The organism is Bacillus cereus group sp. BfR-BA-01311 (assembly GCF_022664295.1).
GTDB classification, from domain to species: Bacteria; Bacillota; Bacilli; order Bacillales; family Bacillaceae_G; genus Bacillus_A; species Bacillus_A cereus.
The window spans coordinates 87,999-106,935 of record NZ_JAKUHC010000006.1; the positions used below are offsets into that span (position 1 = coordinate 87,999).

Here is an 18,937-nt window from a genome sequence, read left to right on the forward strand (position 1 = left end):
TGATGGAAAATGAATCAAGAATTTTAATTGTAGATGATGAGGATCGTATTCGTCGTTTATTGAAAATGTACTTAGAAAGAGAACAATATACGATTGAAGAAGCAGATAATGGTGATACAGCTTTAGAAATGGCGTTGCAAAATGATTACGATTTAATCTTATTAGATCTTATGATGCCTGGTAAAGATGGTATTGAAGTATGTAAAGGGGTTCGTGAGAAGAAAGCGACACCAATTATTATGCTGACAGCAAAAGGTGAAGAAGTAAATAGAGTACAAGGATTTGAAGTTGGAACAGATGATTATATTGTAAAGCCATTTAGTCCACGTGAGGTCGTACTACGTGTGAAAGCGGTATTACGTCGTGCTGTACCAACAACATTCTTTACACAAGATACAACGACAAAAGATGTTACTGTATTCCCGCACTTAACAATTGATAACGATGCACACCGTGTTACTGCAGATGGTAATGAAGTAAACTTAACGCCGAAAGAATATGAGTTACTATTATTTTTAGCGAAAGCTCCTGATAAAGTATTCGATCGTGAGCAACTGTTAAAAGAAGTATGGCAATATGAATTCTTCGGAGATTTACGTACAGTTGATACACATGTAAAGCGTTTACGTGAGAAGTTAAGCAAAAAATCACCAGATGCAGCGAAAATGATCGTTACTGTTTGGGGTGTAGGTTACAAATTTGAGGTTGTGAACGACTGATGCTTTGGAGAAGTGTAGTAGGGAAGTTATGGATGACCATATTACTTCTCGTTTCGTTTGTTCTTGGATTTGTTGCGATTTTACTTTCACAGTTTTTTAGAACGTATTATGTTGATATGAGTGAAGCTAGGCTTCAAAAAGTTGCAACAAGTGTTTCAGAGTTAATTGAAGAAGGTGCCGATGTAAAAACGATTGAGAATATCGCTTACAAATTCTCTGACCCACTTTCAAGGATTATTATTGTAGAAGATGGTAAAGAAATCTCTTCTTCACCGAAACAAGAAGGGTTAGTCACTCTTACAATGGATGACTTAAAAGAAGATAAAGAATTAGCGGCTGTGTTTACAGACAAAAAAGAAATTAAGAATAATATTAGAAAAGCGTCTAATAGTAGGAAGAATAAAAACACCGAAAATGATATTATGATCGTCGGAAAACCAGTGCAATCAAAAAATCAAAGTGCAGTGTTCGTATATGAATCTTTACAAGTACCGATACAAGGTATGGAAAGAACAACTGATTTTATTTTCTTATCGGCTGGAATTGCGATTATATTAACAACTTTCTTTGCGTTCTTCTTATCTACTCGGATTACAGCACCGCTTCGTAAAATGCGTGAGGTTGCTTTTGAAGTGTCACGTGGGAAGTTTGATGCAAAGGCTCCTATGGTATCTCAGGATGAGATTGGTGAGCTTGCAACGGCCTTAAATCAAATGGGAAAACAGTTGAAGTTTAATATGAACGCCTTGCAACAAGAAAAAGAGCAGTTAGCAAGTATTTTGAGTAGTATGGCAGATGGGGTTATTACGTTAAATCAAGAAGGTGAAGTCGTTGTAATCAATCCGCCGGCCGAACATTTCTTACAAGTTTGGCAAGAAGAAAAAGAGATAGAGCTCAGTAAAAAACTACCTTCTGAACTTGTGGAATTATTCCATCTCGTTGTAGAAAGCGAACAACAACAAGTTGTTGAAATTAATTTACAAAAAGGAAACTATGTAGTTCTTATGACGCCGCTTTACAATCAAACGAAAATTCGTGGAGCTGTAGCAGTGCTGCGAGATATGACGGAAGAACGTCGTCTTGAAAAGATGCGTCAAGATTTTATTGCGAATGTATCACATGAACTTCGTACACCAATGGTCATGCTGCAAGGGTATAGTGAAGCGATTTTAGATGATATTGTGCAAACGAAAGAGGAAATAGATGAGTTTGTTCAAATTATTTATGATGAATCTGTTCGTTTAGGTAAACTTGTAAATGAATTGTTAGATTTAGCTCGTATGGAAAGCGGTCATGTAGAGTTACATATTGGTGAAGTGGATATACATCCGTTTGTTGAAAAAATTGGTCGTAAATTCCAAGGGATTGCAAAGGATAAAGAGGTCGCTTTAACGGTTGATTTCAAAGGTCCAATTGAACAATACCCGTTTGATGCAGATCGTATGGAACAAGTATTGACGAATTTAATTGATAACGCAATACGTCATACGAATGCAGGCGGACATGTAACGCTTGTAATTGATACGAAAAATAACGGTCTTATTTTTGAAGTACAAGATTCGGGTGCAGGCATTCCAGAAGAAGATATTCCATTTTTATTTGATCGTTTCTATAAAGCTGATAAAGCAAGAACACGTGGGAAAAAGGGTGGAACAGGACTCGGGCTTGCGATTGCGAAAAATATTGTTCAAGGCCATGATGGTAAAATTTCTGTATCAAGTGTTGTTGGAGGAGGAACTACATTCTCTGTATATTTACCGCATCGTATAATTTAGATATGCGTTTTTAAAGTTGATAATGAATAAAGTTCTGCTGTTTTTTATTTTTTTGTAAACTCAATTAAATAAAGAATGGTAGAACTTTTTTCTATGTTGCTCGAATAAAGAATAACAAGAGAGGTGCTGTGAAGAAATGAAATTATATACAAAAACAGGAGATAAAGGAACGACAAGTGTAATAGGTGGCAGGGTTGATAAAGATGATATCCGTGTGGAAGCGTATGGAACAATAGACGAGGCAAATTCTCATATTGGATATGCAATGACTAAGCTTCAAGGCGGGGCTTTTATAGATATTTACAATGAGCTCGAAAATATTCAACATGAACTATTTGATTGCGGAGGAGACTTGGCAATAGTGGAACAAAAAATTCCTTATAAAGTGACAATTGTGATGGTTGAAAGTTTAGAAAGAAAGATTGATTTATATATAGAAGAAGCCCCGCCACTAGAACGCTTTATTTTGCCAGGTGGTAGCGAGGCAGCGGCTACTATTCACATTGCACGTACTGTTGTAAGGAGAGCAGAACGCTCTATAGTATCATTGCAAAAAGAAGTGAAAATAAATGAAGTTGTATTAAAGTATGTAAATAGATTATCTGATTATTTGTTTGCGATAGCTCGAGTAATAAATGCCCGATTACAAGTGAAAGATGTGGAGTATAACCGTAGTGCATTAGTTTTTCGTGATAAGAAAGAGAAGGAAGTGGAGTAATTCACTTTCTTTTTTTGTATACTTTTTTCTGTAATATACCAAAATAGAGAAGGTATGGTGGTAATTAGAAAACGGAGGATGTATATGAAAGTTTTAAAATGCGGTGTCATGTTATTGAGTATATTGTTTGTATCTCAATTACATGTTTATGCAGAAGAAAATCGATGGACATGGCCTGTTGAAGGTCAGATAAGTGATTATTTTGGGACAAGGCATGGAAAACACTATGGTATTGATGTAGCTGCGCCGATTGGAACGCCTGTGGCAGCTATCCAAGATGGTAAGGTAACGAGGTCTTATTATTCAAGTAGTTATGGAAATGTTGTATTTATTAAACACGGCGAATATGAGGCTGTATATGCACATTTAAATAAGAGATATGTGGATCAAGGAGATTATATTTCCAAAGGAGAAAAAATTGGAGAAGTAGGGAACACGGGAGAATCGCGAGGTGCGCACTTACATCTAGAACTTCATCAAGGAAGATGGACGATGGCGAAAAAGAATGCGATGAACCCATTGCTTGTTTTAAGTGAACAAAGAAATGAAGTTGTTTCTTCGTCATTATATGTCGTACAAAAAGGGGATACTTTAGTTAGTATTGCACGGAAATTTAGTATGACACTTAAGGAAATTAAAGAAAAAAATGGATTGCAGCAAGAGCTAATTTATCCTAATCAACAATTATATGTTAAGTAAAGGAAACGCTTCAAAAATTAAACTTTGAACAAATTTATGTTCTTCTTAAATAAGATTCAATGTAAATGAAATTATATGGGCGCTTTTGCTAGAACTATTGAGTGAATCAGAGCATCTATATCTAAAAGAAAACCGTCCCAAAATTTATTTTGGGACGGCTTCTTTTACCAAAAAATAAAGACACATATAAATCCAGAAATAGCTAAATAGCTATATAAGTAAAAAACTTTTGTTCTTGTTTTCTCTTTTGTTCGAAACAGTACGATAGTCGGTTCAATTAAACCGATTGTCAAACAAAGTAGGCCAAGAAGCATACAACCAATCGAGATAGAATACAGGGCGATTTGTGGTGCTTGAAATGGAATCATCCATTTTAATAAAAATGCAATAAGTGCAGTGTAACAAATACTACCGATGTATTTATTCAGTGGTGTATTAGAACGAAAACCAGGAAGTTTTTTTAAGAAAGAGCGGGAAACAACTTCTGTTTGTAAAGATGTATGCTCTTCAATAATTTTTTGAGCTTCTTTTCCTTTTTGAAAAAGAGATAAGATCCAATTTCGCTCACCCTGAAAAATAAATTGAGAAGTTGTCAAATAGTGATCAATCTTCACTTTATTCCAACTCTTCCACGGATGACGCTCACACAATTTTAATTTACTTTCTGTTTTTTTATCATACTGATAAATACTGATGCCATCTTCATCGAAAGTAGCATAGTATGTCTCGTTTGAGAATGTGCCTAAATCAATTGGGCAGTAGAAAAGTAATTCTTTTTTTAAGTAAAAGTATTCTTTTCTTAAGTTTTTTTTCATTGCTTCTCGAATAGAATGTCTCTTGTCTTTTTTCATGACATTTCCTCCATAACTCAGAAAATGTTCTTATCTTAACAATTCAATATCTTATCACTTTTAATTATATATGACTAGGTAATTCAAAAGAGAAATGCCGAATAATAAAAAATATGGATTGTATTGTAAAATATCTCGCAATTTATTTGTTGTTACGAAAAATAAATAACTAATTTTAAATAAGTTACAATTTTTTAGTTCACAATGTTATGAGGTTGTTGTATAATGAAGGGGAAAATAGAATATCGGTCTATCTTCGGGGCAGGGTGAAAATCCCGACCGGCGGTGATGAACTATTTATGATTTTGTTCTAAGCCCGCGAGCCGTTAAGGCAGGATTTGGTGTGATTCCAAAGCCGACAGTATAGTCTGGATGGGAGAAGATGGAGGTTCAAGCGTTCAAAAAAGATATGGATTTGAATGTCTGTTTGATGTGCCTTAAATTCTCCCTTTGTGTAAAACACAAAGGGTTTTTTCGTTCTATGAAAAAATAGGCATAGCAGAACCTTTCCACTTTCCATGAGATGATCGATGGAAAAGGAGAGAGAAAGATGAAACAAAAAAACAGTGTAGTGCAGATGGTGAGTGTAGCGATGCTAAGTAGTATTGCATATTTACTAATGATGTTGGATTTCCCGTTCCCAGGGCTTCCGCCATTTTTGAAAATTGATTTTAGTGATGTACCAGCTCTAATTGCGGCAATTATCTTTGGACCAGTAGCAGGAGTGATTGTAGAGGCGATAAAGAACATTTTACATTACGGGATTCAAGGAAGTTTAACGGGAGTACCAGTTGGAGAAATTGCAAACTTTATTGCAGGATGTTTATTTATTGGGCCAGCAGCTTTCTTATTTAGAAAGTATCGTACTGTGAAGAGTTTAACTACAGGATTAATGCTAGGGACAATTACAATGGCACTTATTATGAGTGTATTAAACTACATCATCATATTCCCGGCGTACACTTGGTTTTTAAATTCACCAGCTATGTCTAGCGAAGCTATAAAAACAACGGTTGTAACGGCAATCTTACCATTTAATTTAATTAAAGGGATTGTTGTAACAATTGTATTTGTAGCATTATTCTCACGCCTGAAAGTATGGGTGTTTGCAAAAATGAAAAATGCATAATATATACTAAAACCATTAGTAGTGTGAAACTACTAATGGTTTTTTATTAAGGAAAATAAAATTTAGATACAAAAAACGCCCCTCATCAATAGGAGGGGCGTTTTTTGAAGTTAATAAAAGACTATTCGAATTTTAAAGCGTCTCCGTCGAATGATTCGTCAGCAACTTTAATTGAGTCAGTTGGACAGCCTTCGAATGCATCCATCATATCTTCAATTAATACATCTGGAATTTCAACGATACCTTGGTTATCATCTAATGTTACAAATGCAATACCTTCATCATCATAGTCATAAATGTCTGGTGCAGCAGCGCCACAAGCACCACATGCAATACAAGTATCTTTATCAACGATTGTATATTTTGCCATCTTTTTTCCCTCCTGATAATATGTATGTGAAAAGCTCGCCATAAAAATTATAACCTTATTGTAAAACGGTTTGTAAAACTTTTCAACATAAAATTATAATGATAATGCTTATCAATTAGAGTGTCAACTTATTTTTGAATTATGTCATAAGATTTTCAAAATACGTAAATATGATTTCGTTTGATACAATAGAATATATACAAGTATATAGTTCTTATATGATAAGTTTAATGAGCGACAGTAGATAGTGTAATTGTACTGAAAAGAATGAAGTTAAGATTGGAAGGTGGAAGCGGTCATGCAAATACAATATACTTTGTTGCATTGTTTAAAACAATTGAATGGTGAAAGAACCGTTTCTTCTATTTATTATTTACTAAAGGGCAAACGTTCTTCGCAAACTTTACAAGATGGAAATATGTTCCGAATTTCTTTTTTGTTCGGAATATATAAATCATTAAATAGAAATGACTATGATGGTGAAGTTGCAAAGTTGTTGCAAGCGGATTTTATTCAAGAAATACATGAAAATACATATGTGTTAACACCTACGGGTAAAATGCAGTTACATAAATGGGAGGAAGTTTATGCTTTTCCGGCGCATTTGCATGGTTTACATTATGGTGAATTAGGTGAAACATTTTGGAAAAGATTATCATTAATTATTCAAACCATATCAAATTTACAACAGAATAATACGAGATTTATTCCAATTCAGCAAGATACAGAAATAATGATGTGGGTGAAACGTTTTCTAACAGGAAGGCCATATAAGAGAAGTGAGTTGGCGAGAAAACTATGGACGGAAGTACATAATCTTTTAGAAAAGAGTAATGCGATAGAAGCGACGATTGTAACATATCGATTAACGGGTTATGAACGCATTGGTTGTACATTGCAACAATTAGCAGAAATTACGAAACAAGATATATTCAGGGTGTATTTTTTATTTTGGGGTACAATACATTTCTTTATACAAGAAGTTCGTGATAAAGAAAATGAATTTCCACTATTAGCTGAAATTATATCTTATCCAAATGAGAGAGCTGAATTATTTAGTTTATCCACGAAAAAAACATATAATTTTTGGAGACAAGGACGTTCTTTAGAAGAAATAGCGACGATTCGGAATTTAAAGGTTGCAACGATAGAAGATCATTTTGTTGAAATTGCTTTGCGAGAAAAAGATTTTTCTATTGAAATGTTTATGGAAAAAGAAAAGATAGACAAAGTAATAAAAGTAATTGAAGCATTGCAAACGCGGAAGTTACGTGTTTTGAAACAAGCGGTTGGAGAAGATATCTCTTATTTTGAAGTTCGTCTTGTATTAGCGCGGATGGAGGGTGTAAATGAAACTTGAAGAATATTTATATAAGTGGTTTGGATATTCTGAATTTCGTCCAGGTCAAAAAGGAGTAATTACAGATTTATTAGAAGGAAAAGATGTGATAGCAATGCTTCCGACTGGAAGAGGGAAATCTATGTGCTATCAGTTTCCGGGGCTTATGCGAGAAGGAACAGTGCTTGTTGTATCACCGTTATTATCTTTAATGGAAGATCAAGTGACACAATTAAAGTATGTTGTGAAAAACCGAGTGATAGCATTTAATAGTTTTCGGACATTAAATGAAAAAAGAGAAGCGATGAAAAAATTATCTTCATATAAATTTATTTTTGTTTCACCAGAGATGTTGCAGTCGGAGTTATTAATTAGGGAATTGAAGAAAATTCATATTTCATTATTTGTTGTTGATGAGGCTCATTGTATTTCTCAATGGGGTTATGATTTTAGACCGGACTATAAAAAACTAAATGTAGTTATTGGAAATATTGGCTCTCCTACAGTATTAGCATTGACAGCCACAGCGACAAAAGGGGTACTGCAGGATATCGCAGATAGTTTAAATTTAAAGGGTGCCGCGGAACATGTATACTCTATTGATCGTCCTAATATTGCAATGGATGTGCAATTTGTAGAGACGATAGAAGAAAAGAAAGAGGCGCTTTTAGAGCAGGTGATGTATTTACAAGGGCCGGGGATTGTATATTGCTCAAGTAGAGCGTGGACAGAAAGGTTAACGGAATACTTGGGAGGGAAAGGTGTTACTGGTGTAGCTTTTTATCATGGTGGTATGGAACATGAAGAGCGTATGTTAATTCAACAGCAGTTTATGAACGATCAATTGCAACTTGTAATATGCACAAGTGCATTTGGTATGGGGGTAAATAAGGCGAATACGCGATATATTATTCATTTTCATTATCCAACTAATATAGCCTCTTACTTACAAGAAATCGGAAGAGCTGGAAGAGATGGCGAACCGAGTATAGCTATTTTATTATGTAGTCCGTTGGATCATGATTTACCAATTTCAATCATTGAGGATGAATTGCCAAGTAAGTCACAAATAAAATTTTTATTTTCTTTACTACAAGAAAGAATATTTCAAACGAAGGAATTACCAATAGAAGATGTAGAAGAAATTTGTTATAATGCAGCAAGATTTAATGAGCAATATTGGCGTTTCGTTCGTTATCATCTCGAACAGGTTGGAATTATACAACAACGAAGATTATTATTAGAAGGTTTGTCAGATGAAATCATGAACCGATTAATAGCTGAAGTAGAAATAAGGTTGCGTAATAAATATAGTGAGCTAGAAAAGATGAAGTCATGGATACAAGTTAAAGGGTGTAGACGTGAATATGTGCTGCAACAGTTCGGTTATAGGAAAGAGCAAGAGTTAATTAATTGCTGCGATTATTGCGGTATTACCAAAGAAGATTATAAAAAAAGACGAGCGCAACAATCGGATTTCGACTATAATTGGGAAACAGAGTTACAAAAGCTTTTCGGCCTAGAAAAGATGGAGGAATGATGAACATTCAAAGGCATAATGTTGAAGATATGAGTCCGCAGGAAATAAGGCTGAATCTATATATAACACAGTTAATTATTATCGGTATTGGCTGTTTACTGGCATATATATTATTTCAAGATGTAAAAGAAGTCTTTAATTTATGGAAATGGGAACCAGTATCTATACTTATTATAGGTGGTTTGTTAGCGATTGGTATTGTGTTATTAGATTATGTTGCAATGCGAGTGTTTCCGGAGTCATGGTTTGATGATGGTGGTATTAACGATAAGATGTTTCGAGGAATGTCCGTTCTACACTTACTCGTTATTACGTTCTTGATTGGTTTTGCAGAAGAATTTTTATTTAGAGGTGTAGTACAGACTCATTTTGGAATTGTAATTGCGAGCTTCGTATTTGCAGTGTTACATATTCGTTATATAACAAAGCCATTTTTATTTTGTTTCGTCTGTTTCATTAGTTTTGTCTTTGGTTATGTATTTGAATGGACAGGAAATTTGTTTATAACAATCTTTGCACACTTTCTTGTTGATTTTATAATGGGACTCCAATTAAGAAAATAAATGGAAGGTGGTGGTGAACAACATGAGGAAACGAATTCCTGATTTTGAAGAGGAATTAGAAGTTGAGCGAGTGGAAGAAAAAGAAAGTTTACCGCCGCGTAGTGAAATTCATAGAAATAAAGAGAAAAAACAAAAGTTTAAAATAAATCACATTTTCGTCCGGGTTTTAACATTTCTATTCATTCTTCTGCCGATTAGTATTTTGTGGTACACGGATAAATATATTCAGGTGAAGGGTGATAGTAATAATGCTGGAAAAAGTGCGTTTGAAGTAATCTTCTTTGATTCAGCTAAATCTGAGTCGCAGAAATATTCCGAAAAAGTAATAACGCATACTGTGAAAGAGGGAGAAACTTTAGAAAGTATAGCGAAGCAATATTTTTCAGATGGAAATGGAATTGAAGTAATTAAAAAGTATAATAACTTGCAGGAAGATGAAGTGAGTGCAGGTCAAGAATTAAAAATTCCGATAAAAGATAAGTCCACAAAGCAAGAAAGCTAGCGAGTTAAGCGATCACAGTTTGTTATAAAAGCCTAGGATTATCTTTATGAGGAGGGAGTCAAAAATATGATATGGATTATATTATTCAGTACTCTCATAGGCATGGGGATTTTATTACTTTTTGTGATGTATAAAGAAGCGATGCGTAATACGGTGTTGGAACATACTTTAGTATTTAAAGAATTTCCGAAAAGTTTTCAAAAAGTAAATGTGTTTTTTATTTCTGATATTCATAGAAGGGTCATTTCGAATTTGTTAATTGAACAAGTAAAAGGAAAAGTAGATCTCGTAATTATCGGAGGAGATTTAGCAGAGAAAGGTGTCTCTTTATCAAAAATCTCTGCGAATATTCAAAAGTTAAGAGAGATAGGTCCTGTATATTTTGTGTGGGGAAACAATGATTATGAGATAGAATATCATGAATTAGATGCGTTATTATTAGAAAATAACGTAAAAGTTTTAGATAATACAAGAGTGGTATTTGAGTCTGAATTAGGAGAGAAAATTTGTTTGCTCGGTATAGATGATGTTGGATTGCACCGTGATCGTCTAGATTTGGCATTGGCGGATTGTAAAGAAGATGGTTTTCGTATCCTAGTTAGTCACAACCCTGATATAATAAAAAAAATGTCTGGAAATGAACAGATTTCACTTGTGTTAAGTGGACATACGCATGGAGGACAAATCCGATTATTCCCATCTAAAAAATATTTAAAAGGTGGCGTATATAACCATTTGAATACGATTCTCTTTGTTAGTAATGGGTATGGAACAACATTGATACCACTTCGTTTCCGAGCACCTGCTCAAACACATATCATTACATTGTGCGGAGGGAAATGATGCCAACTCTTAGTGGGAAATATAATATAAAAGCCGTTTCGAATATAATTGGAGTTCAGCCGAGTACGCTTCGTGCATGGGAAAGACGATATCAAATTATTGCCCCAAAGCGGAATCAAGCTGGGCATCGCTTATATACAGAAGAGCATATTCAAATTTTAAAATGGTTAATGGAAAAAGTTTCTTCCGGTATGATGATTGGACAAGCAGTTCAGTTATTAGAAGAGAATCGTTTGCAGAGTACAGTTCAAAAAGAGATACATTTCGATAAAGAAGTTGTTTTAGTGGACGATTTGCTACAAGCTTTGTTAAAATTTGATGAAATTACAATTGCTGCATTATTAAACGAAGCTTTTAGTATATATTCAACAGAAAAGGTTGTTGCCAGTATCGTTCTTCGAGTGACAGACAAATTATTAACGTCAAAAAATAATAATGAGATTTCAATGGTGCAATTTCAATATGCACTATCATTTTTACAAACGCGTCTAGGGATGGTGTATCACAATGCCTCAATGTTTTCCTCTTTACACAAAGTTATTGTGTTAGAAAAGGATGCATTGAAAGGATTTATTTTTTCAACTTATTTACGCTTAAAAGGATATGAGGCGATATATATTAGGACAAGCTTAGCTGAAGATGGTATGTTATCAGCGGTAGAGGAAATACAGCCGAAATATGTATTTATATCTTTTGCTGACGAACAAGAAATGAAAAAGACGATGAACTTTATAAATTTATTACAAGAAAAAAGGGAATCTCTTTCTGTTGGATTTATCGGAAAGCTAGGCGTTCTAAACCAGTTGGACATTGAAACAATCTTAATTGGTGATACGAAAGAAGAATGGGATGGATGGTTAAAAATGTCGGAATAGTTGTTCGAAAAGAACCATCTATTTTCTATTTCATATAATAAAAATTAGATGCATTGGTTACGTAGGGAGGGTATGAGATGAGGCTGGAACGATTAAATTACAATAAGATAAAAATTTTTCTAACATTTGATGATTTATCTGAACGAGGATTAACGAAAGAAGATTTATGGAGAAATGCACCGAAAGTACAGCAATTATTTCGTGATATGATGCAAGAAGCAAATAAGGAATTAGGGTTTGAAGCAGATGGTCCGATTGCAGTTGAAGTGTTTTCTCTACAAGCACAAGGGATGGTTGTAATTGTAACGAAAGAAAATCAAGAAATGGATACAGATGATGAGTTCCGTGACGAGTTTATTGAAATGCAAGTGACTCTAGATGAAAGTGAGCATATATTATATGAGTTTGCTACGCTAGATGACGTAATTAACCTGTCGAATCGCTTATATAACCTTGGTGTAACTGGCGGAAAGCTATATACGTGGGATGAGCGCTTCTATCTTTGGGTGGAAGAAGAGGAACAAATTCAATTGTTAAAGGCGGATTTTATAGCTATTTTAGCGGAATACGGTAATCCGTCTACAGCAACCATTTATCGCATCATGGAGTACGGTAAAGAATTAATGGATGTTAACGCGATAGAACAAATACACAATTACTTTGTGAAAAAACAAAACCTCAGCTAATACAACATAGCTGAGGTTTTGTTTTTATTTGGAGAAGGGAAGGGATGATTGTAAATACTCGAACATACTTTTTGAAAATAAAATATGCAGTTTTATGGGAGTGTGGTTGATGAAAATAAAAAATATTTAAATATTTAAGTATTTTACTTTTCTAAAAGTAATAAAAGGACTATAATAATAGTGAAAACGCTTGCAACAGAAAATAGTTTGTATATATTTGTTAGCGTTTTCTATTGCATTCCAAATTTAAGGGTGTATACTAGGCAATGAAGGTTTACTAAACAAGTGAAATTACAGGGGGTTTACTTACTATGGTAGCCGAAAAGGGAACTCAAACAAAAACACAACAACAAAGGGAACAACATTTTGAACTATTGAATTCAACACAAATTGTTATTAGTGAAGCGTTAGAAAAATTGGGTTATCCAAACGAAGTATATGAATTATTAAAAGAACCAATTCGTATGATGACAGTGAAAATACCAGTTCGTATGGATGACGGGACTGTTAAAATATTTACAGGATATCGTGCGCAACATAATGATGCTGTTGGTCCAACGAAAGGTGGAATTCGCTTCCATCCGAATGTAACAGAAAATGAAGTGAAAGCACTTTCAATCTGGATGAGTTTAAAATGTGGTATTGTTGATTTACCATATGGTGGAGGTAAGGGTGGAATTATCTGTGATCCACGTGAAATGTCATTCCGTGAGTTAGAAAGATTAAGCCGCGGTTATGTACGAGCAATTAGCCAAATCGTAGGTCCGACGAAAGATATTCCAGCTCCAGATGTATTCACAAACTCTCAAATTATGGCGTGGATGATGGATGAGTATAGCCGTATTGATGAATTTAATTCACCAGGATTTATTACAGGTAAACCGCTTGTATTAGGTGGATCACATGGACGTGAAACAGCAACAGCGAAAGGTGTAACAATTTGTATTCGCGAAGCTGCTAAAAAACGTGGCATTGATATTAAGGGTGCACGCGTTGTTGTTCAAGGATTCGGTAATGCTGGTAGCTTCTTAGCTAAATTTATGCATGATGCAGGTGCGAAAGTTATTGCAATCTCAGATGCTTACGGCGCGTTACATGATCCAAACGGATTAGATATTGATTATTTATTAGACCGTCGTGATAGCTTCGGTACAGTAACAAAGCTATTTAACAATACAATTTCAAACAAAGAATTGTTAGAACTTGATTGCGATATTTTAGTACCAGCTGCAATTGAGAACCAAATTACAGAAGAAAATGCTAATGATATTAAAGCGAAAATCGTTGTTGAAGCTGCAAATGGTCCAACAACATTAGAAGCGACTAAAATTTTAACAGATCGCGGAATTTTGCTTGTTCCAGACGTGTTAGCAAGTGCTGGTGGTGTAACAGTATCTTACTTTGAGTGGGTACAAAACAACCAAGGTTACTACTGGACTGAAGAAGAAGTAGAACAACGTTTAGAAAAGGTAATGGTAAGATCATTTGATTCTATTTATGAAACAGCACAAGTTCGTAAAGTGAACATGCGCTTAGCGGCGTACATGGTTGGTGTTCGTAAAATGGCTGAAGCAAGCCGCTTCAGAGGTTGGGTATAAAATATTATATCTTGAGAAAACGTGATTTCCTTTCGAGGGAATCACGTTTTTTTGTTGAAGTATTAAATGAGGTGTTGTATATGGAGAATGAAATGCTGGAACGAGTAGAACAATTAGAAGAGAAGGTTAAGAGGTTAGAGGGAGAACTTGGAAGAACGATGAAAGCTCGAAAAATAAGTACCGTTCGGATGTTCGGGGAAGGGTTACTGTTTTTGGTATTTGGTGTGGTTGTAGTAGGGCCGATTATTGCCGTTGTAATCTCGATTTTTACTTGGCTTGCTGAAAAATAAAATAAAAATAAAAAGAACGCTTGTTCTGTACGAACAAACGTGCTATACTCTCCTTAGATAAACAAAACGGAAATGATTTTAAGGAGAGATAAATGATGAAAATGACAGTAGACCAAAGATTTATGATGCCAGCAGATGTTGTAGAGCGAGTGGAAGTATTACGAAACAAACAAAGCAAGCGTGGCACATTATTACAATCGGTAAATAAATTTTTCGGTTTAGATACGAAAGAAGATTGTGTTTGGTTTTACGGTTTTTATGGAGTGGCTGTAAGTATCTTGTTGTTTATGGTGTTCACTTCAAATATTTTCGATTTTCTCTTCGCGTAAGAAATATGCGATAAGGACATTGCTACCGAATACATATATAAGGAAGTAAGGTAATCTTCTAGAGCGGGAGTTGGTAGCAATGGCGATGTTTCCTATAGAGCGCAACTATATTGGATATGGAAGTTCACGACCGGGGATTCCTCTGACTAAAGTGAGATTTATTGTAAGCCATGATACGGGGAATCCTGGAAGCAATGCGATAGGGAATCGAGATTACTTTAATGAATTACAACCGAAAGCTTCGGCGCATACATTTATAGATGATAAAACAATATTGGAGATTATTCCTATAAATGAAGTTGCGTATCATGTTCGATATGGTGTGCCGACGGATAATGACTTATATGGCTATGACGCGAATAAGGCGGCCATTGGAGTGGAACTTTGTTATGGTGGTGATGTTAACTTTTGGGAAGCATATAATCGTTTTACATGGTATCATGCGTATTTATGCCAAAACTTTGGCTTAAATCCGAAAAAAGATATCGTGTCACATAAAACGCTTGATCCAGCTAGAAAGATTGATCCTGAGAATGTATTAGGGAAACAAGGTATTAAATTTCAGCAGTTTTTAGCAGATGTCTATCGGATGTACGTTTCGTTTAGATGACAAATATATGAAAAATGAATACAATAAAGATAGGTGCCTACTGCTGTAAGTAGGTTTTTTCTTGTTTTTATAAATAGTGTATTGGTAGAAGACTAGGAGTGGACGAGTATGCAGAAAGAAACAGTTATTATAATCGGAGGCGGTCCGTGCGGATTAGCGGCTGCAATTTCGTTGCAAAAGGTAGGGATAAATCCGTTAGTAATTGAAAAAGGAAACATTGTAAATGCCATTTATAATTATCCAACTCATCAAACATTTTTCTCTTCTAGTGAAAAATTAGAAATTGGTGATGTAGCTTTTATTACAGAAAATCGTAAGCCAATTCGAAATCAAGCGCTTGCGTATTATCGTGAAGTAGTAAGACGTAAATCTGTACGTGTAAATGCTTTTGAGCGAGTGGAGAAAGTTCAAAAAGATGGAGAAGCTTTTCAGGTTGAGACGACAAAGCGTGACGGAAGTAAGGAAATATATATAGCGAAATATATTGTTGTAGCAACTGGATATTATGATAATCCAAATTATATGAATGTTCCAGGTGAGGAATTGAAGAAAGTAGCTCACTATTTTAAAGAGGGGCATCCTTATTTTGATCGAGATGTAGTAGTTATAGGTGGGAAAAACTCGAGTGTAGATGCCGCGTTAGAACTTGTTAAATCTGGTGCACGTGTAACGGTACTGTATCGTGGAAGTGAGTATTCACCAAGCATAAAGCCTTGGATTTTGCCGGAATTTGAGGCGTTAGTACGAAATGGTACAATTCAAATGCATTTTGGGGCTCATGTGAAAGAAATTACTGAGCATACATTAACGTTTACAGTTGATGGTGAAGCTCTTACAATCAAAAACGATTTTGTATTTGCGATGACTGGTTATCATCCTGATCATAGCTTCTTAACGAAGATGGGTGTTCAGATTGATGAAGAAACAGGACGTCCAATTTATACAGAGGATAGAATGGAAACGAATGCTGAAAATATTTTCATTGCAGGTGTCATTGCTGCTGGAAATAATGCAAATGAAATATTTATCGAGAACGGAAGATTTCATGGAGATGCGATTGCGCAAACCATTGCATCAAGAGAAAAATAAAAAGGAGCTGTCGGGAAAACCTCGACAGCTCCTTTTTATTCGTGCATAAACATATTTTGAATGGATTCATGAGAATTTGTATTCTCTAATGCAACAAGTAATTTAATGCGTGCTTTTTGTGCATTTAAGCCGTATGTGAATACAATGCCCATATCTTTTAAGTGTTTACCGCCACCTTCATACGAATATACGTCTTGAACGATACCGTTGAAACAGCGAGAAACTAATACGACAGGAATACCTCTATTTAATAATCTTTCTAGACTAGGTAGTGTTCTTGGAGGGAGATTACCTTGTCCAAGAGCTTCGATAACAATGCCGTCTACAGGAAGATTTTCGATTGCTGCTAATAATGTATCATCCATGCCAGCATATGCTTTTAGAACAACTACATTTTTAGACACTTTGTTTATCGTATATGTTTCGTGATGTACTAAAGCGTGATGGAAGACAACGCCGCGTTTTGTTACCATTCCAATTGGTCCGTATTGTGGGCTTTGGAATGTTGCAACATTACTTGTATGTGTTTTCGTTACATTTGTAGCGCAATGAATTTCGTCGTTTAATACGACTAAAACACCTTTTTCTGCAGCTTCATCACAACTAGCAACTTTTACAGCTGATAAGAAGTTATATAGACCATCAGCACCTAACTCATTGCTAGAGCGCATTGCACCTGTCACTACGATCGGAATAGTTGCTTGTACTGTTAAATCTAAGAAATAAGCTGTTTCTTCTAATGTATCCGTGCCATGCGTAATGACTACGCCATGAATGTTGTCTTGTTTTACTCTTTCATCAATGATGACTTGTAATTGTAACATTTCGCTCGGTGTCATATGAGGAGATGGTAGGTGGAACACATCTTCAACGATTAAATCAACATCGCCTTCTAAATCAGGAATGAATTTTAAAAGAGGATTTTTTTCACCTGGTTGTACGACCCCAGTTTCTTTATCTTCCTCCATTGCAATTGTTCCACCTGTGTGTAAAACTAGGATTCTTTTCAATGCTTATACCCCTTTCAAGTAAAAAAATACATTTAGAACATAACATGTTTTGAGTAAATTCGACAATGGAAATGTATAAAAGTATGCCTCGAAAATGACAATAAAATTAACTGCTATATGTACGATGTATAAAATCATGAAACGAAATGTGCAAATATAGTATAGGAGGGAAGAATTCCGGTGAAAAAGATGGAGAGAATTTTTATTCGTATATTAATAATACAATTCATTTGTCTTTCTGTTGTGCAATTGTTATTTATACATAAGTCATCAGTGAAATATTTATCTAAAATTGTTTATTATGAGGGTGTCATGGTAAAAAACAAAGTGGAAATCTTGCAGGTGAATAGGTAGTTTTCATTTTCTTCTATGAAGGATTATGCTACAATAATTGAGGATTTAATGACGTGAAGCAAATGAGAAGAAGCAGGGTGAACACCTGCTTTTCGTTTTGTTTTATAAGTGAAAAAATGAGGTGTTACAATGGATAAACGAATTTCAATTGCTATAGATGGTCCAGCAGCTGCTGGGAAAAGTACAGTGGCAAAAGTTGTTGCGAAGGAACTTTCTTACGTTTATATTGATACAGGCGCAATGTACCGTACGCTTACATATGCAGCCCTTGAACAAAAAGTAGACATTGAAAATGAAGAGCAGTTAATGGAAGTTGTAAAGAATGTAAATATTGAGTTTCAGCAAGGAGAAAATACACAGCTTGTATTTTTAAATGGACAAGATGTTTCTGAAGTAATTCGTACACCTGATGTGACGAATCGAGTATCTATTGTAGCGAAACATCGCCTTGTTCGTGAAGAAATGGTACGTCGTCAGCAAGAGTTAGCGAAAAAAGGCGGCGTTGTAATGGACGGCCGTGATATTGGTACACATGTATTACCGGATGCTGAAGTGAAAATCTTTATGCTTGCTTCTGTTGAAGAAAGAGCGGAAAGAAGACATTTAGAAAATTTAAATAAAGGTTTCGATTCTAATTTAGAGCAGCTAAAAGAAGAAATTGCTCAGCGTGATAAATTAGATTCAGAACGCGAAGTTTCTCCACTAAAAAAGGCTGATGATGCATTGGAATTAGATACGACTTCTTTATCAATTGAAGAAGTTGTCCAAAAAATTATGAGCATTGTTTCTGGAGTGTTTGCGAAATAAAGAAAGGGGATAGTCCTCTTTCTTTTTTTGTTTAAATAGAAATGTAAAGGATACGTGAATTGTGAGTCTCTTTCCTTGACAAATGAGCTGATTTGTAAGAAGTTAGTTAAAGAGGAATAAAACTGTCAGAATATATTCGCTATTATATTTCAAAACATACTTTTTTCAAGCTGGTTTTGCTGTATACTATTTATATAGGTTTAATATATTTTCTTGTGAATGTTATTGAAAAAGAGTATGT

Annotated in this window: 22 protein-coding genes and 1 riboswitch; of the genes, 19 read left to right on the plus strand and 3 right to left on the minus strand. The window is 34.9% G+C overall.

Features of this window, described 5'->3' with window-relative positions; translation table 11 throughout:
• Window positions 1-2: 2 nt before the first annotated feature.
• From resD to MR136_RS16045, 4 genes are all read left to right on the plus strand, one after another.
• Entirely contained in the window at window positions 3-719 is a 717-nt protein-coding gene (gene resD, locus MR136_RS16030) for a DNA-binding response regulator ResD (protein WP_000426861.1), read from the plus strand.
• Window positions 719-2,494 (plus strand): sensor histidine kinase ResE, encoded by a 1,776-nt coding sequence (gene resE, locus MR136_RS16035; protein ID WP_080446918.1) that lies wholly within the window; start codon window positions 719-721, stop codon window positions 2,492-2,494. Before resD ends, resE begins: the two co-directional genes overlap by 1 nt.
• Before the next feature lie 136 nt (window positions 2,495-2,630).
• Window positions 2,631-3,212, plus strand: a complete 582-nt coding sequence (locus MR136_RS16040) for a cob(I)yrinic acid a,c-diamide adenosyltransferase (protein ID WP_000781268.1) — start codon at window positions 2,631-2,633, stop codon at window positions 3,210-3,212.
• 84 nt (window positions 3,213-3,296) lie between these two features.
• The gene (locus tag MR136_RS16045; RefSeq protein ID WP_000866117.1) at window positions 3,297-3,911 is read left to right on the plus strand and encodes a peptidoglycan DD-metalloendopeptidase family protein; all 615 of its coding nucleotides are present in this window, start codon (window positions 3,297-3,299) and stop codon (window positions 3,909-3,911) included.
• Window positions 3,912-4,075: 164 nt separating this feature from the next.
• On the opposite strand, the gene MR136_RS16050 is transcribed toward MR136_RS16045, so the two are convergent.
• Window positions 4,076-4,762, minus strand: coding sequence for a hypothetical protein (locus MR136_RS16050; protein ID WP_000710837.1), 687 nt, complete (start codon window positions 4,760-4,762; stop codon window positions 4,076-4,078).
• A 248-nt stretch (window positions 4,763-5,010) separates the two neighbouring features.
• Window positions 5,011-5,150, plus strand: a riboswitch (FMN riboswitch).
• Window positions 5,151-5,312: 162 nt separating this feature from the next.
• Between MR136_RS16050 and MR136_RS16055 the strand changes: the two genes are divergently transcribed.
• Window positions 5,313-5,891, plus strand: a complete 579-nt coding sequence (locus tag MR136_RS16055) for an ECF transporter S component (protein WP_000810855.1) — start codon at window positions 5,313-5,315, stop codon at window positions 5,889-5,891.
• Between the two features lie 121 nt (window positions 5,892-6,012).
• Here the strand turns inward: MR136_RS16055 and MR136_RS16060 are convergent, their stop codons facing one another.
• Window positions 6,013-6,261, minus strand: coding sequence for a ferredoxin (locus MR136_RS16060; protein ID WP_001151993.1), 249 nt, complete (start codon window positions 6,259-6,261; stop codon window positions 6,013-6,015).
• A 298-nt stretch (window positions 6,262-6,559) separates the two neighbouring features.
• Here MR136_RS16060 and MR136_RS16065 point away from each other — a divergent pair, with 298 nt between their 5' ends.
• The 12 genes from MR136_RS16065 (at window position 6,560) to MR136_RS16120 (ending at window position 16,525) form a co-directional block, all read left to right on the plus strand.
• Complete coding sequence (locus MR136_RS16065; protein ID WP_001167004.1) at window positions 6,560-7,621, plus strand: YpbB family protein; 1,062 nt, start codon at window positions 6,560-6,562, stop codon at window positions 7,619-7,621.
• A complete protein-coding gene (gene recQ, locus MR136_RS16070; RefSeq protein WP_242259524.1) occupies window positions 7,611-9,140 on the plus strand; it encodes an ATP-dependent DNA helicase RecQ in 1,530 nt (509 codons plus the stop codon). The genes MR136_RS16065 and recQ overlap by 11 nt, the downstream gene beginning before the upstream one ends.
• Complete coding sequence (locus MR136_RS16075; RefSeq protein ID WP_001025780.1) at window positions 9,140-9,703, plus strand: CPBP family intramembrane glutamic endopeptidase; 564 nt, start codon at window positions 9,140-9,142, stop codon at window positions 9,701-9,703. Before recQ ends, MR136_RS16075 begins: the two co-directional genes overlap by 1 nt.
• Window positions 9,704-9,725: 22 nt before the next feature.
• Window positions 9,726-10,205: a LysM peptidoglycan-binding domain-containing protein gene (locus tag MR136_RS16080; RefSeq protein ID WP_001231557.1), complete on the plus strand. Its 480-nt coding sequence runs from the start codon at window positions 9,726-9,728 to the stop codon at window positions 10,203-10,205.
• Window positions 10,206-10,271: 66 nt separating this feature from the next.
• Window positions 10,272-11,048 carry a metallophosphoesterase gene (locus MR136_RS16085; RefSeq protein ID WP_000637791.1) on the plus strand — a complete coding sequence of 259 codons (777 nt, stop codon included), beginning with the start codon at window positions 10,272-10,274 and terminating at the stop codon, window positions 11,046-11,048.
• Window positions 11,048-11,923: a MerR family transcriptional regulator gene (locus tag MR136_RS16090; RefSeq protein ID WP_001142718.1), complete on the plus strand. Its 876-nt coding sequence runs from the start codon at window positions 11,048-11,050 to the stop codon at window positions 11,921-11,923. Before MR136_RS16085 ends, MR136_RS16090 begins: the two co-directional genes overlap by 1 nt.
• 77 nt (window positions 11,924-12,000) lie before the next feature.
• Window positions 12,001-12,609 (plus strand): genetic competence negative regulator, encoded by a 609-nt coding sequence (locus MR136_RS16095; protein WP_001235402.1) that lies wholly within the window; start codon window positions 12,001-12,003, stop codon window positions 12,607-12,609.
• Window positions 12,610-12,920: 311 nt separating this feature from the next.
• Window positions 12,921-14,207, plus strand: a complete 1,287-nt coding sequence (gene gudB / locus MR136_RS16100; protein ID WP_000225173.1) for an NAD-specific glutamate dehydrogenase — start codon at window positions 12,921-12,923, stop codon at window positions 14,205-14,207.
• 80 nt (window positions 14,208-14,287) lie between these two features.
• Entirely contained in the window at window positions 14,288-14,497 is a 210-nt protein-coding gene (locus MR136_RS16105; protein ID WP_000426767.1) for a hypothetical protein, read from the plus strand.
• A 92-nt stretch (window positions 14,498-14,589) separates the two neighbouring features.
• Complete coding sequence (locus tag MR136_RS16110; RefSeq protein WP_001983018.1) at window positions 14,590-14,826, plus strand: DUF3961 domain-containing protein; 237 nt, start codon at window positions 14,590-14,592, stop codon at window positions 14,824-14,826.
• 79 nt (window positions 14,827-14,905) lie between these two features.
• Window positions 14,906-15,436: a peptidoglycan recognition protein family protein gene (locus tag MR136_RS16115; RefSeq protein ID WP_001240655.1), complete on the plus strand. Its 531-nt coding sequence runs from the start codon at window positions 14,906-14,908 to the stop codon at window positions 15,434-15,436.
• A gap of 108 nt (window positions 15,437-15,544) precedes the next feature.
• Window positions 15,545-16,525, plus strand: a complete 981-nt coding sequence (locus tag MR136_RS16120; protein ID WP_017673019.1) for a YpdA family putative bacillithiol disulfide reductase — start codon at window positions 15,545-15,547, stop codon at window positions 16,523-16,525.
• A gap of 35 nt (window positions 16,526-16,560) precedes the next feature.
• Here the strand turns inward: MR136_RS16120 and ansA are convergent, their stop codons facing one another.
• On the minus strand, window positions 16,561-17,535 hold the full coding sequence (ansA, locus tag MR136_RS16125; RefSeq protein WP_000822010.1) for an asparaginase: 975 nt from the start codon (window positions 17,533-17,535) through the stop codon (window positions 16,561-16,563).
• Window positions 17,536-17,715: 180 nt separating this feature from the next.
• Between ansA and MR136_RS16130 the strand changes: the two genes are divergently transcribed.
• Together MR136_RS16130 and cmk are read left to right on the plus strand one after the other, a co-directional pair.
• Window positions 17,716-17,889, plus strand: coding sequence for a YpfB family protein (locus tag MR136_RS16130; protein WP_000738057.1), 174 nt, complete (start codon window positions 17,716-17,718; stop codon window positions 17,887-17,889).
• A 129-nt stretch (window positions 17,890-18,018) separates the two neighbouring features.
• Entirely contained in the window at window positions 18,019-18,696 is a 678-nt protein-coding gene (cmk, locus tag MR136_RS16135; protein WP_000361252.1) for a (d)CMP kinase, read from the plus strand.
• Window positions 18,697-18,937 lie beyond the last annotated feature (241 nt).

What these genes read in the sequence shown, in the direction of transcription:
- resD (WP_000426861.1), top strand. Translation starts at nt 3, where the DNA reads ATGGAAAATGAATCAAGAATTTTAATTGTAGATGATGAGGATCGTATT.
- resE (WP_080446918.1), top strand. Translation starts at nt 719, where the DNA reads ATGCTTTGGAGAAGTGTAGTAGGGAAGTTATGGATGACCATATTACTT.
- MR136_RS16040 (WP_000781268.1), top strand. Translation starts at nt 2,631, where the DNA reads ATGAAATTATATACAAAAACAGGAGATAAAGGAACGACAAGTGTAATA.
- MR136_RS16045 (WP_000866117.1), top strand. Translation starts at nt 3,297, where the DNA reads ATGAAAGTTTTAAAATGCGGTGTCATGTTATTGAGTATATTGTTTGTA.
- MR136_RS16050 (WP_000710837.1), bottom strand. Translation starts at nt 4,762, where the DNA reads ATGAAAAAAGACAAGAGACATTCTATTCGAGAAGCAATGAAAAAAAAC.
- MR136_RS16055 (WP_000810855.1), top strand. Translation starts at nt 5,313, where the DNA reads ATGAAACAAAAAAACAGTGTAGTGCAGATGGTGAGTGTAGCGATGCTA.
- MR136_RS16060 (WP_001151993.1), bottom strand. Translation starts at nt 6,261, where the DNA reads ATGGCAAAATATACAATCGTTGATAAAGATACTTGTATTGCATGTGGT.
- MR136_RS16065 (WP_001167004.1), top strand. Translation starts at nt 6,560, where the DNA reads ATGCAAATACAATATACTTTGTTGCATTGTTTAAAACAATTGAATGGT.
- recQ (WP_242259524.1), top strand. Translation starts at nt 7,611, where the DNA reads ATGAAACTTGAAGAATATTTATATAAGTGGTTTGGATATTCTGAATTT.
- MR136_RS16075 (WP_001025780.1), top strand. Translation starts at nt 9,140, where the DNA reads ATGAACATTCAAAGGCATAATGTTGAAGATATGAGTCCGCAGGAAATA.
- MR136_RS16080 (WP_001231557.1), top strand. Translation starts at nt 9,726, where the DNA reads ATGAGGAAACGAATTCCTGATTTTGAAGAGGAATTAGAAGTTGAGCGA.
- MR136_RS16085 (WP_000637791.1), top strand. Translation starts at nt 10,272, where the DNA reads ATGATATGGATTATATTATTCAGTACTCTCATAGGCATGGGGATTTTA.
- MR136_RS16090 (WP_001142718.1), top strand. Translation starts at nt 11,048, where the DNA reads ATGCCAACTCTTAGTGGGAAATATAATATAAAAGCCGTTTCGAATATA.
- MR136_RS16095 (WP_001235402.1), top strand. Translation starts at nt 12,001, where the DNA reads ATGAGGCTGGAACGATTAAATTACAATAAGATAAAAATTTTTCTAACA.
- gudB (WP_000225173.1), top strand. Translation starts at nt 12,921, where the DNA reads ATGGTAGCCGAAAAGGGAACTCAAACAAAAACACAACAACAAAGGGAA.
- MR136_RS16105 (WP_000426767.1), top strand. Translation starts at nt 14,288, where the DNA reads ATGGAGAATGAAATGCTGGAACGAGTAGAACAATTAGAAGAGAAGGTT.
- MR136_RS16110 (WP_001983018.1), top strand. Translation starts at nt 14,590, where the DNA reads ATGATGAAAATGACAGTAGACCAAAGATTTATGATGCCAGCAGATGTT.
- MR136_RS16115 (WP_001240655.1), top strand. Translation starts at nt 14,906, where the DNA reads ATGGCGATGTTTCCTATAGAGCGCAACTATATTGGATATGGAAGTTCA.
- MR136_RS16120 (WP_017673019.1), top strand. Translation starts at nt 15,545, where the DNA reads ATGCAGAAAGAAACAGTTATTATAATCGGAGGCGGTCCGTGCGGATTA.
- cmk (WP_000361252.1), top strand. Translation starts at nt 18,019, where the DNA reads ATGGATAAACGAATTTCAATTGCTATAGATGGTCCAGCAGCTGCTGGG.